The sequence below is a fragment of the Klebsiella sp. NPDC088457 genome (genome assembly GCF_044900465.1).
Classification (GTDB): domain Bacteria; phylum Pseudomonadota; class Gammaproteobacteria; order Enterobacterales; family Enterobacteriaceae; genus Klebsiella.
The window spans coordinates 101,224-118,476 of the sequence record NZ_JBJDNH010000006.1 but is presented as its reverse complement, the minus strand read 5'-3'; the positions used below and the strand labels follow the sequence as shown (position 1 = coordinate 118,476).

Annotated in this window: 14 protein-coding genes; 6 read left to right on the top strand and 8 right to left on the bottom strand. The window is 57.3% G+C overall.

All coding sequences use genetic code 11. From position 1 onward, the window contains the following. Positions 1-28: 28 nt before the first annotated feature. A complete protein-coding gene (locus tag ACI2JR_RS05920) occupies positions 29-1,294 on the top strand; it encodes a DUF1479 domain-containing protein (protein ID WP_132728133.1) in 1,266 nt (421 codons plus the stop codon). On the opposite strand, the gene ACI2JR_RS05915 is transcribed toward ACI2JR_RS05920, so the two are convergent. Beyond that, on the bottom strand, positions 1,291-2,382 hold the full coding sequence (locus ACI2JR_RS05915; protein WP_462478090.1) for a LacI family DNA-binding transcriptional regulator: 1,092 nt from the start codon (positions 2,380-2,382) through the stop codon (positions 1,291-1,293). The two genes, ACI2JR_RS05920 and ACI2JR_RS05915, sit on opposite strands and share 4 nt — an antisense overlap. Positions 2,383-2,666: 284 nt before the next feature. On the opposite strand from ACI2JR_RS05915, the gene ACI2JR_RS05910 reads away from it, so the two are divergent. Together ACI2JR_RS05910 and ACI2JR_RS05905 are read left to right on the top strand one after the other, a co-directional pair. Then, positions 2,667-3,968 carry an MFS transporter gene (locus ACI2JR_RS05910; protein ID WP_132727775.1) on the top strand — a complete coding sequence of 434 codons (1,302 nt, stop codon included), beginning with the start codon at positions 2,667-2,669 and terminating at the stop codon, positions 3,966-3,968. 14 nt (positions 3,969-3,982) lie between these two features. Continuing rightward, positions 3,983-6,349, top strand: a complete 2,367-nt coding sequence (locus ACI2JR_RS05905) for a TIM-barrel domain-containing protein (RefSeq protein ID WP_462478089.1) — start codon at positions 3,983-3,985, stop codon at positions 6,347-6,349. An 82-nt stretch (positions 6,350-6,431) separates the two neighbouring features. Here ACI2JR_RS05905 and ACI2JR_RS05900 read toward each other — a convergent pair whose 3' ends face one another. After that, a complete protein-coding gene (locus ACI2JR_RS05900) occupies positions 6,432-8,024 on the bottom strand; it encodes an ABC-F family ATPase (RefSeq protein ID WP_132727781.1) in 1,593 nt (530 codons plus the stop codon). Positions 8,025-8,201: 177 nt separating this feature from the next. Between ACI2JR_RS05900 and ACI2JR_RS05895 the strand changes: the two genes are divergently transcribed. Both ACI2JR_RS05895 and ldtB read left to right on the top strand, forming a co-directional pair. Then, a complete protein-coding gene (locus tag ACI2JR_RS05895; RefSeq protein ID WP_132727784.1) occupies positions 8,202-8,984 on the top strand; it encodes a tyrosine-protein phosphatase in 783 nt (260 codons plus the stop codon). Between the two features lie 196 nt (positions 8,985-9,180). Beyond that, positions 9,181-10,101 carry a L,D-transpeptidase gene (ldtB, locus tag ACI2JR_RS05890; RefSeq protein ID WP_132728135.1) on the top strand — a complete coding sequence of 307 codons (921 nt, stop codon included), beginning with the start codon at positions 9,181-9,183 and terminating at the stop codon, positions 10,099-10,101. Between the two features lie 64 nt (positions 10,102-10,165). Here ldtB and ACI2JR_RS05885 read toward each other — a convergent pair whose 3' ends face one another. The 6 genes from ACI2JR_RS05885 to mntR all read right to left on the bottom strand — a co-directional run bounded on the left by ACI2JR_RS05885 (position 10,166) and on the right by mntR (position 16,780). Continuing rightward, positions 10,166-10,879, bottom strand: coding sequence for a GntR family transcriptional regulator (locus tag ACI2JR_RS05885; protein ID WP_132728137.1), 714 nt, complete (start codon positions 10,877-10,879; stop codon positions 10,166-10,168). A 13-nt stretch (positions 10,880-10,892) separates the two neighbouring features. Then, a complete protein-coding gene (locus ACI2JR_RS05880; protein WP_132727787.1) occupies positions 10,893-12,212 on the bottom strand; it encodes a PTS sugar transporter subunit IIC in 1,320 nt (439 codons plus the stop codon). A gap of 52 nt (positions 12,213-12,264) precedes the next feature. Beyond that, a complete protein-coding gene (locus ACI2JR_RS05875; RefSeq protein ID WP_132727790.1) occupies positions 12,265-13,638 on the bottom strand; it encodes a glycoside hydrolase family 1 protein in 1,374 nt (457 codons plus the stop codon). Between the two features lie 414 nt (positions 13,639-14,052). Further along, positions 14,053-15,090, bottom strand: coding sequence for an aldo/keto reductase (locus tag ACI2JR_RS05870; RefSeq protein WP_132727793.1), 1,038 nt, complete (start codon positions 15,088-15,090; stop codon positions 14,053-14,055). A 107-nt stretch (positions 15,091-15,197) separates the two neighbouring features. Next, positions 15,198-16,310: an anion transporter gene (locus ACI2JR_RS05865; RefSeq protein ID WP_132727795.1), complete on the bottom strand. Its 1,113-nt coding sequence runs from the start codon at positions 16,308-16,310 to the stop codon at positions 15,198-15,200. Next, positions 16,307-16,780: a manganese-binding transcriptional regulator MntR gene (mntR, locus tag ACI2JR_RS05860; RefSeq protein WP_462478088.1), complete on the bottom strand. Its 474-nt coding sequence runs from the start codon at positions 16,778-16,780 to the stop codon at positions 16,307-16,309. Before mntR ends, ACI2JR_RS05865 begins: the two co-directional genes overlap by 4 nt. 182 nt (positions 16,781-16,962) lie before the next feature. Here mntR and mntS point away from each other — a divergent pair, with 182 nt between their 5' ends. Further along, positions 16,963-17,088: a manganase accumulation protein MntS gene (gene mntS / locus ACI2JR_RS05855; RefSeq protein ID WP_132727801.1), complete on the top strand. Its 126-nt coding sequence runs from the start codon at positions 16,963-16,965 to the stop codon at positions 17,086-17,088. Positions 17,089-17,253 lie beyond the last annotated feature (165 nt).

Below are 17,253 nucleotides of genomic sequence, written 5' to 3'. Positions count from 1 at the left end.
TTTCGAATGAAAGATGAGTGAGGTCACCATGGCTGCTATCTATACCCACGAAACATTACCTGCCGACCACAAAGCGGCAATTCGACAAATGAAACAGCATCTGCGCGGGCAAATCGGCGATGTGCAGGCGGTGTTCGATAAGCTAACGGCGCGGATTAGCGCGCGTCTGGCAGAGATCGAGGCGCTGAAGGCCCGCGGCGAAGAGGTCTGGCCGGTGATCCCATTTAGCGATATTGCCCAGGGTAAGGTCAGCCCCGCCCAGCGCGAAGCCATCAAGCGTCGCGGCTGCGCGGTGATCAAAGGTCATTTTTCACGCGAGCGCGCGCTGGCCTGGGATAACGCAATGCTGGAGTATCTCGACCACAACCATTTCGATGACGTTTACAAAGGCCCCGGCGATACCTTCTTCGGCTCACTCGACGCCTCACGCCCGGAAATTTACCCGATTTACTGGTCCCAGGCGCAGATGCAGGCGCGGCAGAGCGATGAAATGGCGGCCGTGCAATCGTTCCTCAACCGCCTGTGGACCTTTAACCATGACGGCAAACAGTGGTTCGATCCTGACGTCAGCGTCATTTACCCGGACCGTATTCGCCGCCGCCCGCCGGGCACCACCTCAAAAGGGCTGGGCGCGCACACCGATTCCGGAGCGCTGGAGCGCTGGCTGCTGCCGGCCTACCAACGCGTCTTTGCCAACGTTTTTAACGGCAATATTGAAGCCTACGACCCGTGGGATGCGGCGCACCGCACCGAAGTGGAAGAGTATACCGTCGACAACACCACCAAATGTTCCGTCTTCCGTACCTTCCAGGGCTGGACCGCACTCTCGGATATGATTCCGGGTCAGGGACTGCTGCACGTGGTGCCGATTCCGGAAGCGATGGCCTATGTCCTGCTGCGGCCGCTGCTTGACGACGTGCCGGAAGACGAGCTGTGCGGCGTGGCGCCGGGCAAAGTGCTGCCGATTTCACAGAAATGGCACCCGCTGCTGATGAAAGCGCTGAGCTCGATTCCGGCGCTCAACGCCGGCGATTCGGTATGGTGGCACTGCGATGTGATTCACTCGGTTGCCCCGGTTGAAAACCAGCAGGGCTGGGGCAACGTGATGTATATCCCCGCCGCGCCGATGTGCGAGAAAAACCTCGCCTACGCGCAGAAGGTCAAACTGGCGCTGGAAAAAGGCGCTTCGCCGGGTGACTTCCCGCGTGAAGACTACGAGGCCGACTGGCAGGAACGCTTTACCCTGGACGATCTCAACGTTCACGGTAAACGGGCGCTGGGTATCCCCGTTTAGTCGTCGTAGAGCCCGGCCTGCACCACGGCGGTATGGCGGTTATCCGGCCGTATCCGCCGTACCGAGTCACGCACCGCCAGCGTACCGTGCAGCAGCAGTGAACCCCGCGGCGCATCCGGACGGAGCAGCCGCTGCTGCAGCATATGGACCGCTTCGGCACCCAGCTCATCGCGTGGGACGTGTACCGCGGTGAGCGGCACATCCTGGATCGCCGCCAGATTAAAGCCATCGATACTCATCACCGATATATCCTGCGGCACCCGCAGGCCGCGCTTTTGCAATGCGCTGACGGTGCCGGCGACCATAAAATCGCCGCCCACCAGAAATGCCGTCGGCAGCGGTTTCCCCGCCTGCGCATCGAGCCATTCCCCTACCCGCTCTTCCGTCTCCCTGGCGCTGAAGCTGGCGACAGTAAGCAGATCCCGCCCGTCGCTAAACCGCAGATTCCGCGCGCGCCAGGCCTCCTTGATGCCCACCAGCCGCAGCTCCATGGTGTAGCGCCGCAGGCACATCACGTTCAGCACCGCCCGATGCCCCATATCAAACAGATACTGCGCGGCAAACTGGCCGATCAGCCGGTGATCCGGCGCAATCGACGGCAGGCGCATTCCCTCATCGCGGCAGTTGATCAGTACGCAGGGTTTCGCCAGGTCCGCCGCCAGATCGTGAATATGCGGATCGTCAATACCGAGCAGGACAGCCGCCTCGGTTTCCGGCTCATTCATGCGCTCCAGAAACAGGTTGGCATCGCTGTCGTTCTCTTCCAGCGCACAGGTACGCAGGCGCACCTCATGCGCCGCCAGCGCGTGATGAATGCTCTGGATAACCCGGTAGTAATAGATATCGGAACGCTCGTCGAACGCCCGCTGCGGCGCAAACACCACCAGGCTATTGAGCAGCATGCGTCCGGCGGCGATGCCATCCATCACCCCCATTTCGCGCGCGCAGGTCAGCACGGTCTGGCGCGCCTTCTCGCTGGTGTTCGCTTTTCCGGCCAGCACCCTGGAAACCGTACTCGCCGACATCCCCGTCCGGGCGGCGATTTCGGCGATTTTTAGCTTTTTATCCATTTTGTGATCCAGCTCCATTTTTCAAATGAAAGAATTTTCACCAACTGAAAACCCAGTTTATCAAGCCACCGTTGGCATCTTCCGTGAGCATTCCGCCATCTTATGAAAAAGCTTTCATAAATAACGCTACTGTCGGCTAATTTTCTATCTTAACCTCAATTGGTCCGATAGCTTCCGCTAAAAACCCTCGGAAAACCAAACAAATAAAACAATATTATTCAACATATTAAAAAAACAGGTATGACAACTTACGGATTGAGACGGTCATTTCCCCCTACACAAAAAATCTTGTGGAGCGTTCTATGAGCCAAGGCCTCAACAACGATATGGCAGTCAGCAAAGCCCGCCGGGTGGTAAAAAACTTACGCTGGTGGATGCTGATCCTTTTCTTACTCGGCGTCACCGTTAACTACATTACCCGCAACTCTCTGGGGATTATCGCCCCGGAACTGAAATCCACCCTCGGCATCACCACCGAACAGTACTCATGGATCGTCGGCGCGTTTCAGCTCGCCTACACCCTCTTCCAGCCGCTGTGCGGCTGGCTTATCGACGTGATCGGCCTGAAGCTCGGCTTTATGATTTGCGCCACGCTGTGGGCGATCGCCTGTATCGCTCACGCCGGCGCCGGTAGCTGGCTGCACCTGGCGATCCTGCGCTTTTTTATGGGTGGGGCAGAAGCCGCCGCCACGCCGGCCAACGCCAAAACCATCGGCGAATGGTTCCCGAAATCTGAACGGCCGATTGCCGCCGGTTGGGCCGGGGTCGGCTTCTCCATCGGCGCCATGCTGGCGCCGCCGATTATCTATTTCGCCCACGCCTCTTTCGGCTGGCAGGGCGCGTTCATGTTCACCGGGGCGCTGGCGCTACTGTGGGTGGTTCTGTGGTGGGCGTTTTACCACACCCCGGAAAAGCACCCCAACCTCGGCAAAGCGGAGCTGGAGTACATCCGCCAGGATAATGAACCGGCGGCGGTAAAACTGCCGTTCTTTACCGCGCTGAAAACCGTATCGAAAAATAAGCGCTTCTACGGTATTGCGATTCCGGCTTTTATGGCCGAACCGGCCTGGGCGGTGCTGAGCTTTTGGGTACCGCTGTACCTGGCGAAAGAGCACGGGATGGATCTCAAGCAGATCGCCATGTTCGCCTGGCTGCCGTTCCTCGCCGCCGACCTCGGCAGCGTCGCCAGCGGCTATCTGACCAGACTGTATACCCGCTGGTTCGGCTGCACGCAGATTAACTCGGTGGTCGCCAGCTCGGTGACCGGCGCATTCCTGATGATTTCGCTGGCGCTCGTCGCCATCACCCGCGACCCCTATATCACCATCATTCTGATTTCTATCGGCGGCTTCGGCCACCAGATCATCTCCTGCATGCTGAGCGCGCTGGTGGTGGCATCCTTTGATAAAGGCCAGATGGCGACCGTCAACGGCATGCGCGGTTCCGCCGCCTGGATCGCCAGCTTCCTGTTCTCGCTGCTCATCGGGGTGACCGCCGACAAGATCGGCTTCAACCCGCTATTTATCGCCATGGGGTTCTTTGACCTGATTGGCGCCATCTTCCTGGTGACTTTTATTGCTGAACGTCGCGCCAAACGCGCCTGAGAGTGGATACAAAGATGAAAACGCTTAAACACTGGACATTACACCAACAGCTTACCCACCACGTGGAGCTGACCGTCGACGGGCAACACACCCTGTGCCTGTATGTACTGGAAGAGAACCTGTTCCGCGTCCTGCTCAGGCGCAAGGGCGAGCTGGCGCTGGACCGCACCTGGAGCATTGCCCCGCAGCAGGACGTTCCGTGGGAAGGCCGTCCGCGCGACGACCTGAGCGGCTTCACCCTTCCCGCCTGGACGCTGGAACAGCAGCCGGACAGCCTGACGGTAGCCACCGGACAGCTGCGGGTGACCGTCCACCAGCCGTTGTGGCTGGAGTGGAGCTATCGCAACGACAACGGCGAGTGGCAGCCGCTGGTCAACGACCGTCCCACCAGCGCCTACCTGCTGAACGCCCACGGCGACGGCGTGGCGCACTATCTCAGCCGCCGTAAGGACGAACGGTTCTACGGCCTTGGCGAGAAGGCCGGCGACCTGCAGCGCAACGGCAGGCGCTATGAGATGCGCAACCTCGATGCGATGGGCTACAACGCCCTCAGCACCGACCCGCTGTACAAGCATGTGCCCTTTACCCTCACCCAGCGCGGCGACATCAGCTACGGCCTGTTCTACGACAACCTGAGCAACTGCTGGCTGGACCTCGGCAATGAAATTGATAACTACCACACCGCCTATCGCCGCTGGCAGGCGGAAGCCGGCGATATCGATTACTACCTGTTTAACGGACCACGGGCGCTGGACGTCACCAAAGCATTCGTCCGTCTGACCGGTAAAACGCTGTTCGGCCCCAAATGGAGCCTCGGCTACAGCGGTTCCACCATGCACTACACCGACGCGCCGGATGCGCAAAATCAGCTGATGCATTTTATTCGTCTGTGCGAAGAGCATGCGATTCCCTGCGACTCCTTCCAGCTCTCGTCCGGCTATACCTCCATCAACGACAAGCGCTACGTCTTTAACTGGAACTATGACAAGGTGCCGCAGCCAAAAGTGATGAGCCAACGCTTCCATGACGCCGGCATCAGGCTGGCGGCCAACATTAAACCGTGTCTGTTACAGGACCATCCGCGCTATGGCGAAGTCGCGGAGCAAGGACTGTTTATCCGCGATTCGGAAACGGACGCGCCGGAACGTTCCAGCTTCTGGGACGACGAAGGGTCGCATCTCGACTTCACCAACCCGCAAACCGTCAACTGGTGGCAGGAGGGCGTCACCCGCCAGCTGCTGGAGATGGGGATCGATTCGACCTGGAACGATAACAACGAATTTGAAGTCTGGGATGGCGAAGCCCGCTGCCACGGCTTTGGTCGCGACATCGCCATCAAGCATATCCGTCCGGTCATGCCGCTGCTGATGATGCGCGCCTCAATGGAAGCCCAGCAGCGTTTTGCGCCGCAAAAACGGCCGTATCTGATCTCGCGCTCCGGCTGCGCCGGGATGCAGCGCTATGTCCAGACCTGGAGCGGCGACAACCGCACCAGCTGGGAGACCCTGCGCTACAACACCCGCATGGGGCTGGGAATGAGCTTGTCCGGTTTGTATAACGTGGGCCATGACGTTGGCGGCTTCTCCGGCGACAAACCGGATGCCGAACTGTTCGTACGCTGGGTCCAGAACGGCGTGATGCACCCGCGTTTTACGATCCACTCCTGGAACGATGATCGGACGGTGAATGAAGCATGGATGTATCCGGCCGTCACCCCCGCGATTCGCGGCGCTATTGAACTGCGCTATCGTCTGCTGCCCTACCTGTATACCCTGCTGTGGCAGGCGCATGCCGACGATGAGCCGATGCTGCGCCCGACCTTCCTCGACCACGAGCACGATCCGCAGACCTTCGCCGAGTGCGATGATTTTCTCCTCGGCCGCGATCTGCTGGTCGCCAGCGTGGTGGAGCCGGGCCAGCGTCAGCGTCGGGTGTGGCTACCGGATAATAGATCCGGCTGGTACGATTTTTATCGCGGAGAGTGGTTCTCCGGCGGGCAGTGGATCACCCTGGATGCCCCGCTGGAAAAACTGCCGCTGCTGGTCCGCGCCGGGGCCGGCCTGCCGCTCAGCGAACGCCTCGCTCATGTGGACGCGGCGAAGGACGATCGCCGCGAGCTGAGGCTGTTCCCGCTGAAAGGCGTGGGGTCATCAGAGGGCCTGCTGTTTGAGGACGACGGCGAAAGCTGGGGCTATCAACAGGACGATGCGCTGTGGCTGGAGTGGAAAATGATCTGTGACGGCAGCACCATCAGCCTGCAGATCAGCCCGCGCGGTCATTATCGCCCGGCGTGGAAGGCGCTGAAAGTGACCTTACCGGCAGGTGAAACACGCGCGCTGCTGATCAACGGTGAACGCGCCAGCGAGTGGGCCATCGGCTAAACCGGCATAAAAAACCCCGGCAGCCTGAGGCTTGCCGGGGTTCACTACGGACGATCCGCTCAGGCGCGACGCGCCGGCAGAATTACTCGATACCGCGGCTGCGCAGGTAATCTTCGTAATTGCCGGTGAAGTCGATCACTCGTTCCGGCGTAATTTCGATTACCCGGGTCGCCAGCGAGCTGACGAACTCACGGTCGTGAGAGACGAAGATCAGGGTCCCCTGATACATCTCCAGCGCCATGTTCAGCGATTCGATCGATTCCATATCCAGGTGGTTGGTCGGTTCGTCCATCACCAGAATGTTCGGTTTTTGCATCATCAGCTTACCGAACAGCATGCGACCTTTTTCACCACCGGACAGCACTTTTGCCGGCTTCTTGATATCGTCCTGGCTGAACAGCAGACGGCCCAGGATGCTGCGCACCGCCTGCTCATCATCGCCGTCCTGCTTCCACTGGCTCATCCAGTCGAAGACGGTCAGATCGTTTTCAAATTCGTATTCATGGTCCTGCGCATAGTAGCCAATCTGCGCGTTTTCAGACCATTTTACGCTACCGCTGGTGGGTTCCAGTTCGCCCACCAGGGTTTTCAGCAGGGTGGATTTACCCACGCCGTTGGTCCCCAGTACCGCCAGCTTCTCGCCGACTTCCAGCAGTAAATTAACCCCTTTGAACAGCGGGCCATTGTCGAAGCCTTTCGCCAGCGCTTCCACTTCCAGCGCGTTACGGAACAGTTTCTTATCCTGTTCGAAGCGAATGAACGGGTTCTGACGGCTGGAGGCTTTCACTTCATCCAGTTTGATTTTATCAATCTGACGGGCGCGGGAAGTCGCCTGGCGCGATTTAGAGGCGTTGGCGCTAAAGCGGCTGACGAAAGATTGCAGGTCGGCGATTTGCGCTTTTTTCTTGGCGTTATCGGCCAGCAGGCGCTCGCGAGCCTGCGTCGCCGCGGTCATGTACTCGTCGTAGTTACCGGCATAAACGCGCAGCTCGCCGTAGTCGAGATCCGCCATATGGGTGCAGACCATGTTCAGGAAGTGACGGTCGTGCGAAATAATAATCATGGTGCTGTCGCGCTCGTTCAGCACCTGCTCCAGCCAACGAATGGTATCGATGTCGAGGTTGTTGGTCGGTTCATCGAGCAGCAGAATATCCGGGTTTGAGAACAGCGCCTGCGCCAGCAGCACACGCAGCTTCCAGCCGGGAGCGACTTCGCTCATCGGGCCGTAATGCTGTTCAACCGGGATCCCCACGCCCAGCAGCAGTTCACCGGCGCGCGCTTCGGCAGAGTAGCCGTCCATCTCGCCATAGGTCACTTCCAGATCGGCCACTTTATAGCCGTCTTCTTCGCTCATTTCCGCCAGAGAATAGATGCGGTCGCGTTCCTGTTTCACTTCCCACAGCTCGCCGTGGCCCATGATGACCGTATCCAGCACGGTGAATTCTTCGAAGGCGAACTGATCCTGACGCAGTTTACCGATACGTTCGTTCGGGTCGAGAGAGACGTTGCCCAGCGTTGGCTCAAGATCGCCGCCGAGGATTTTCATAAAGGTGGATTTACCGCTACCGTTGGCGCCAATCAGGCCGTAACGGTTGCCGCCGCCAAATTTGACGGAGATGTTTTCGAACAGCGGCTTACTGCCAAACTGCATGGTGACGTTGCTGGATACTAGCACGGGGTTATCCTGAAAAAAGAGAATGAGAAGTGTGATACATCGGACATTATGCCAGCAAAGCCAACACTTTTCACGGTTTGCAATAAAATCCCGGGCCGCGCTTGTGGTACGGTCTCTCTTATATTGCGCGATTCATCTGCCTGAAACCCGTTTTTTCTCTGAATCTGGAAGGAACCTATGACCACACACTCCCGCCATCCGGCCTTCTTATCGCTGCAGGGCGGCATCAACTTTCGCGACCTCGGCGGCCTGCCCACCGCCGACGGACGACGCGTGCGCCGGGGAAAGTTACTGCGCTCCGGCGCGCTGCATATGATGTCCGACGAGGATCTTAGTCGTCTGGAGGCGATTCCGCTGACCCGGGTGCTGGATTACCGCGACCCGCACGAAGTGCAGCGCAGCCCCGACAAGCTGAATCAACGAACCCGCTATCTCAATGCCCCCGCCAACCCGCTCGCATCCCCCGTCAACGCCAAAGTGACGGAGTTTAACGCCGCGACGCTGAATGCGCTTAACGGCGAGCAGTTTATGCTGCAGCTCTATCGCCAGCTGCCGTTCAACAACCCCGCCTACCGCCAGCTTGCCGGGTGGCTGATGCAGCCTTACGACGGCGCGCTGTTACAGCACTGCGCGGTGGGGAAAGACCGTACCGGCGTCGGCTGCGCGCTGACCCTGCTCGCGCTGGGCTGCGATAGCCATACGGTGATGGAGGAGTATCTCCTCACTCACGGCATGCTACACGAGGTTGAAGCCTGGTTGCTCAACACGCTCGGCAATGATCTGACCCCGCGAGGACGGCAGAACCTGGCAGAGATCATGACGGTGCATGAGTCGTATCTCTCGGCGGCGCTGGCAGCGATTAATGAACGTTACCCCAGCGTTGAGGCGTGGCTGGAACAGGAGTATCAGCTCACGCCGCAGGCGAGAGAGGCGCTGCGGGCAAGGCTTCTTGAAGGGTAGCCGCCGGTTTTTGGCATTCAACGTTTTGCCGCCCGCGGCCAGGGCGGCGAACGACACTTGAAACAACTGGCAAAAAAGTGTGATTTCGTACACATCTGATTTCCCTGTTGCCTGGAATGCACATATAATGCGCTCCTATCTACTCCCTGAATAATCTGACAAAGGCCTGTGTGGCTTTGACACTGCACACGACATGATGAATATGAAATTATCGACACTCTTAGCGGCCGCCTTCGCCATTGTGGGCTTTTGCAATACCGCATCCGCCGTCACTTATCCGCTGCCGACTGACGGTAGCCGACTGATTGGTCAGAACCAGGTCGTCACGGTTCCTGATGACAATAAACAGCCGCTGGAATATTTCGCGGCTAAATACCAGATGGGTCTGTCCAACATGCTGGAAGCGAACCCGGGTGTGGATACCTACCTGCCGAAAGGCGGTACCGTGCTGAATATCCCGCAGCAGCTGATTCTGCCGGATACCGTTCATGAAGGTATCGTTATCAACAGCGCGGAAATGCGTCTCTACTACTACCCGAAAGGCACCAATACCGTCATCGTGCTGCCGATTGGTATCGGCCAGCTGGGTAAAGATACGCCGATCAAATGGGTCACCAAAGTAGAACGTAAGAAAGCGGGCCCGACCTGGACGCCGACGGCGAAAATGCACGCCGAATATATTGCCGCAGGCAACCCGCTGCCAGCCGTTGTTCCGGCCGGCCCTGACAACCCGATGGGTCTCTACGCGCTGTATATTGGCCGCCTGTACGCTATTCACGGCACCAACGCTAACTTCGGTATTGGCCTGCGCGTCAGCCACGGCTGCGTCCGTCTGCGCAACGAAGACATTAAATTCCTGTTTGAAAATGTGCCGGTCGGTACCCGCGTCGAATTTATCGATGAGCCGGTGAAAGCCACCACTGAGCCAGACGGTAGCCGTTATGTTGAAGTCCATAACCCGCTGTCCACCACCGAAGCACAGTTCCAGGGCGACGAAGTCGTACCGATTACGCTGACCAAAGCAGTACAGTCGGTCACCAGCCAGTCCGACGTCGATCAGAGTGTTGTGGAGCAGGCCGTTCAGAACCGTTCCGGTATGCCGGTTCGTCTGAACTGATCCTGAGCACTATGCAGAAAAAGGGCGAGGTTAACACCTCGCCCTTTTTTATTTTCGCTTCAGGTCAGCCGTTATTAACGATAACGATGCCGCCGTGATCGTAGCGGTAGTGACAGTGGGCATATTCGAGCGGCGTACCGTCCTCCAGGTAAATCACCTGCTCAACCTCCAGCACCGGATCGCTGGCGTCACATACCAGATGCTGCTGCTCCAGCTCCCCTGGCTTAATAGCGCGCACCACGCGATACGATCCCATGATCTTCAGCCCGAGGGTTTCGACATACTGGAACACCGAGCTTTCCAGATGACCTTTGTTCAGGCCGGGAACCAGATTCACCGGCATCACCGTGGCATCCAGCGACATCGGTTCGCCGTTGAGCAGCCGCAGACGCACGAAGTCATAAACCGGGGCGTCGGCATTAATCAGTAGCGAAGCCTGCTCTTTTTCGCTGGGAAAACGCAGCTCAAAACGCACCACCTGGCTGCTCACCGTCCCCAGATGCGCCCAGGTTTTGGTGGCGCCAAAATAGTCGCTGCCGGGCAGATCCCACTGCGAAAGTTGAAGAAAATTTTTTCGTACGAAGGTGCCCTGCCCCTTACGGGTGTAGATCAGCCCTTCCACAATGAGCTGGCGTATCGCCTGCTGGATAGTCATCCGGCTGGTGTTAAACTCCGCCGCCAGCGCAAACTGGTCCGGTAACGGCGTGCTGGCGGGATACTGCCGGCTGATAATCCGCTTTTTAATTTCCCGCGCGATCAGAAGATACTTCGCCGCCATTGCCCGTTCCTTATTATTCATTTATCCCATTGTTTTTTAAAGCCACTCTCTCGGAAATCTTGAGGAAAGGCAGGTAGAAGAATACACCAAAGATGATGATTATCAACTGCACCACCACCGCCCGCCAGTCCCCCGCCGTCGCCAGCCAGGCGCTCAGGACCGGCGGCGTCGTCCACGGGATCATCACCACGCAGCGCGACATGAGCCCAAGCGTGGTGCACAGCCAGGCGAAAAAGATGCCGATGGCGGGAAGCAGCACGAACGGGATCATCAGCGGCACGTTGAAAACGATCGGCAGACCGAAAATCACCGGCTCGTTGATATTGAACAATCCCGGGGTAATGGCCAGACGCGCCACCTGCTTTGAGGCCCGCTGACGCGAGAAGAGGAAGATGGCGATCAGCAACGAAATGGTACTCCCGGTACCGCCAACCATGCCGAAGGTCGGGACGAAGATGTTGTTAATGATATGCGGAATTGGCTGACCGCTGGCGTAGGCCAGCATATTCTCATTGGTATTAATCAGCAGGAAAGGCTCCAGCACCACGCTGTTGACAACCGACTGATGAATACCCAGAGTAAACAGGAAGTTGCCAAAGCTGTAGATAAAAATAGTCCCCGGCAGACTGGTATTAATCAGCCGCAGCGGCTGCTGGATAAGCGTGGTGATCAGATGAATCAGATCGGTATGCAGCAGGTTATTCAGCAGCGCGGCAAGCGCCGCAAACAGCGACAGGGTGAGAATGGCCGGGATGAGCGAAGAGAAGGATTGCCCCACCGCCGGCGGCACGTTCTCGCCGAGATTAATCGCCAGACGCTTGATGCCGGCGATGCGCATAAAGATCTCGGTCGCCAGCAGGCCGATGAGTACCCCGGCGAAAATCCCGGTAGAGCCAATGTTGGCGAAGGTCAGCACCGAGGTCAGGCTGACCGTGGCTTTCCCGCCGACAGGCACCAGCTCCACCTGCATGGGCATCATAATAATAAAGCTGCAAAGCGCGATGACGACGGTCGAAACCGGGTTAGCGAAGTTTTTGTTACGGGCCAGCGACCACGCAATCATCGGCGCAATCAGCAGCGCGGCGATATTCAACGTTCCGTTGATAATCGCATCGCCCCATACCTTAAAGTGCGCCAGCGTGTCGCCGACGAATATCCACGGAAACACCACGTTATTCACCAGCACCGCCAGCCCGGCCAGAATGAAAATCGGCATCACTCCGGCAAAGGCATCGCGCAGCGAACGCAGGTGGACCTGGTTGGCGATACGCGCGGAAAATTCAACAAAGCGATCGGTCAAAGACTGCATACTGGATGTTGTGTTATCAGACATTTTGCAGAATCCTCTTCATCACTGACCCGTTAACCCGGTTCGACCCGCCGGCTTACATTTCCTGGCCGTTGCTGTGAATCACCCGTTTCAACCACGCATAGCTTTTCTTCGGTACCCGTTGAAGGTCTTTCAGATCGTGGTTTTCGCGATTGACGTAGACCACGCCATAGCGTTTACGCATATCGCCCTGCGAGCTGAGGATGTCGATAAGCCCCCAGCCGAGATAGCCGATCACCTCCGCGCCATCGTCAAAAATCGCCTCTTTCATGGCGTTGATATGGTCACGGTGATAGGCGATGCGATAATCGTCGGCAATCATGTTTTCGCCATCCCAGGACTCAATCACCCCGATGCCGTTTTCAATCGGGAACACCGGCAGGCGCCAGTCGTTGTAGTAGCGGGTGATGATGGTACGAAAACCGAGCGGGTCGATCTGCCAGTTCCACTCCGTAGACTGCAGGTACGGGTTGTCCTTATCGCCGAACTGCATGTAGTAGTTCACCTCGGTACCTTCCGGGATCGGATCGCTGCTGAGCGTGCGGCTGGCATAGTAGCTGAACGCCATATAGTCATTTTTATTCTGCGCAATCAGGGCTAAATCCTCTTCGCGATAGATATCCCCAAAGCCTTCGCGCGCCACTACCGCCATCACCTCCGGGCTGTAGCCCTGGCCGGCATATACCCGCAGCAGGTTCTGGTTGAGGAACTCATCATGCTGCTGAGCGCAAAAAATATCGCGCGGCCGGCAGGTAGCCGGGTAGATAAGCTGATGCGCCAGCATCCCTCCCATCAGCTTGCCGGGTTTGGTAGCGTGCAGGTACGCGGTCAGATGGACGTGCGCCATCATGGTGTAATGCTGGATCTGATACAGCTCGCGGAGCGTTTCATCACCGTGCAGGTAGCCGGCAATGCGAAACGCGATCGGCATATGGAAAATATTCTGTTCATTGAAGGTCAGCCAGTACTTCACCTTATCGCCGTAGCAGTCGATCATTTTCTTGCCATAGCGCACAAACGCCGCCATCACGCGGCGATCGATAAAGCCGTTATACTCATTCGCCAGCGCCAGCGGCATGTCGAAATGGTACAGGCAAATCATCGGCTCGATGCCGCGGGCAATCAGCCCGTCAATAAAGCGGTGGTAAAACGCGATCCCCTCTTCGTTGAACTCGCCATCGCCGGTCGGACACACGCGGCTCCATGAAATCTGGAAGCGGTAGCAATTCATGCCCAGATCCTGCATTAAATCAAAGTCTTCTTCGTAGCGATGGTAGGAGTCGGTCGCCACTTTCCAGTCCGAAGCAAACTCTGAAGCTTCGCGAATGTCGTATACCGACATCCCCTTTCCGCCCTCATTCCATGCGCCTTCCGTCTGCATGCTGGAAACTGAATTGCCCCATAAAAAATCCTTCGCCAGTGTCTTCATCGTTCGCTCCGTTGCTATGACTAGTCATTAAAAAATAATGACTAGTCATATAGAATGAAATGACCAATCAGGCAAAAGAGTTATGTCGTTTTTGTGAGCGATTTCGAAAAGAGGAGAAGAAAACGGCGGGACAGAGCCTGCTGCCGGTCGGTTAAAGAGCCGGTTCTCAACATACCTGACAGGTGAGCCCGTACCTGACGTCGCCGTGAAGCAGAGAATTTCTTTTGTATGGTGGTTCAGGCGAAAGCTGTTTTCTTACGTGGGTGCCCGGGAATATTCCCCCGCAAGCGCTTCAGCTTGCGCCTGAACCACCGTTTATCTACCTACGCAGGCCCACGATAAACCATAAAAAAAGCTGGCCACCTCAAGTGACCAGCATCAGGGACAGTGCCCGCCGTTGAGGATCGCGGAAAATTAATCTTTAAGCTGATTACGGCGATACTCACCCTGGCGCTCGAGCATCCACCCCGGATACTCCCGCGGCAGCGCGCTCACGGCATCCAGCTGCTGGAGCTCCTCTTCAGTAAGGCGAATCGCGGTGGCGGCAATATTATCCGTCAGCTGATCGACTCGTTTGGCGCCGATGATCACGCTGCTGACCGCCGGTTGATGCAGCAGCCAGGCAAGCGCAATCTGCGCCACCGATACGCCTCTGGCGTCGGCAATGACGCGCATTGCGTCCACGCAATCAAACGCGCGATCCTTATCCACCGGCGGAAAATCAAACTCCTGCCGCCGACCGCCCGCCGCCGTCTGACCATCGCGATCGTATTTACCGCTGAGCAGACCGCCGGCCAGCGGGCTCCAGACCATCAACCCTACCCCTTCGCTGCGCATCATCGGCACCAGCTCACGCTCCAGGTCACGCCCGGCGATCGTGTAGTACGCCTGCAAAGAGGCAAAGCGCGATAGACCCAGACGTGCGGAAATCCCCAGCGCTTTGACGATTTGCCACGCCGCCCAGTTCGACACGCCGATATAGCGGACATGCCCCTGCTGCACCAGATTATCCAGCGCGTAGAGCGTCTCCTCGATGGGCGTCGCCGGATCGAAACCGTGCAGCTGATAAAGATCGATATGATCGAGCTGCAGCCGCTGCAGGCTCTCTTTGACGCTACTCATGATGTGATAGCGCGAACTGCCGCGGGAATTGACGCCCGCCGTCCCGGTTTCACCAAAGACCTTGGTGGCAACCACCACGTTTTCACGCGGGACTTTCAGGTTTTTGAGCGCCTGGCCGGTTAACGCTTCCGAGCGTCCTTCAGAATAGATATTCGCGGTATCGATAAAGTTAATTCCCGCATCCAGCGCGCTGCCCACCAGCTGTTCGGCTTCGGCCTGGCGCAGTTGACCAATTTTCCCCCACATGCCGCCTTCGCCGCCAAAGGTCATGGTGCCGAGACACAGCTCAGAAACAAACAGACCGGTATTGCCTAGTTTTTGATAACGCATGGGACTCTCCTCATCAGGATGTTATACCTCAGCGTTATAGTTATACGCCGGCAGGAGAGAGTCCGAATGGGGTGATTCTGTCTGTTTCTTGCCCAATTCTCTGAAAATCAGGCGCTGAAATGCAGTATCGCGTAGCCCACCAGCGCCGCCCACAGCAGCATTGGCAGGGAATAAAAATGGAAACGCCACCAGATACGACGGTCTGACGCCATACGCAGGGCAATTACATTGGCCAGCGAGCCGGGAAGCAGGCCAAAACCGCCGACGTTGACCGCCCAGGCCAGCAGCGTTGAAGGGGGAACATAGTTGAGCAGCAGAATCGTGGCCGGCACGTTGCTGATAAACTGCGACAGGCCAATCGTCGTCAACCACAGCCCGCCGGAAGAGAGCTGGCCAACGCCGCTCAGCGCCAGATGAAGCGCGGGAAGCTGGGTCAACAGATGAACATCGATAAACATCGCCATAAAGACCAGCAGCAGCGACCAGTCAACGTAGATAATCACCGACCGCGCCAGCACCAGGAAGCCGATCACAACCAGCCCCAGCCCCCACAGCGCCAGCTGCATTTCTAAGGCGGTAAGGAAAATCAGATAAAACGCCAGGCAGCCCCATACCAGCTTCGGCTGCCATGCCGGTACCCGGTCGCCGCGTTGAAAATGCAGGCGGGTTGCGGAAAAACAGCACCAGCACAGCGCCAGCAGCGTCAGCATCATTGCCGCCGCCAGCGGCAGCATTTGACCGATAAACGCCGGGAAAGAGAGGCCGGACCGCCCCCACAAGAGGATATTTTGCGGATTGCCGATGGGGGTGAGTAAGGAGCCGGCATTGACCGCCAGCGCCTCGAAAATAATCAAGCGGTTAACCGGTATCGCGCACCATTTTTTCAACGTCAGCGTTAGCGGCACGACGATAAACAGCGCCACGTCGTTGGTTAAAAACGTCGACAGCAGCGCCGCCGCCAGCACCATGAAGATCGCCAGCTGTCGTTCGGTAGCAAAGCGACGCGCCATTTTACGCCCGAGCACATCGAAGTAGCCGCTCAGCTCAACCCCTTTGGTCAGCAGCATCAGCCCGCTCAGGGTGATAATGGTGTGCCAGTCGATAGCATGCAGCCAGCCTTTTGCCGCGAACGGTACAAAGAAACTTAAACCACAGGCGATAAGCAGCAGCAGATGGAGAAAGCGATCGCGGATCAACGACTGGACAAAGGGGAGACTCATTCTCCGCGCGGCCCGTATTTCAGGGTGAACTGATTAAAGGCGGCCAGCGTCTCTTCGCTCACGTGGTGCTCCATCCCTTCGGCATCGCGACGAGCAATCTCCGGGCTGACCCCCAGCACCAGCAAAAAGTTTTCCACAATCTGATGACGTTCACGGCTCTCGTGCGCCAGCTTCTCGCCTTCCGGGGTCAAAAACACGCCGCGCCACGGGATCTGCTCAATCAGCCCGACGCTGGCCAGCCGTTTCAACATCTTGGCGACCGTCGGCTGCGAAACCCCCAGACGTGCGGCCATATCGACCTGACGGGCTTCCCCTACTTCGCGAATCAGATCGGAAATCAACTCCACGTAGTCATCAATAAGCTCCCGGCGATGCGCCTCACGCACCTGGCGAAACCCCTCAACGTGTTCTTCAACATTAACAAGCTGCGTCACTTTTTTTGTTATTGGTTTACCCACGCGACGGTTCATTGTGCTTCCTCATACCTGGTGACGCATTACGCATCATCTCAAAAGATCACCATTGTAAATGATTGGGCCCGTAGCACAAAAAATTAACGTTTTAGCCATAGCTATAAGATATAGCCTGTGCTATATCTGTATGTAATGCAGACATCCTTCAAGGAGCGAAGGGCGAAATTACAGGAGGTCCCATGAACGAATTCAAGAGGTGCTTAGCCGTGTTTACTCATTCTCCCTTTAAAGTCCGCCTGATGCTGATCGGCATGCTGTGCGACATGATTAATGGCAAAAATCGCCAGGACAAATCCAACCCCTGAAGCGGCGTCGCGGTACGCCGCTTCATTTTTTCGTCATAATCCGCTGCCAGACTGGCTAGTTTCCCCGCGTTCCCGCCACTTTTTTCAAGTTTTGTAAGCATTCTCCCAAAACAATCCGTTATGCCCGGTTGACCTTATCATTTGCAGGCCCTATCTTTTGTCAGC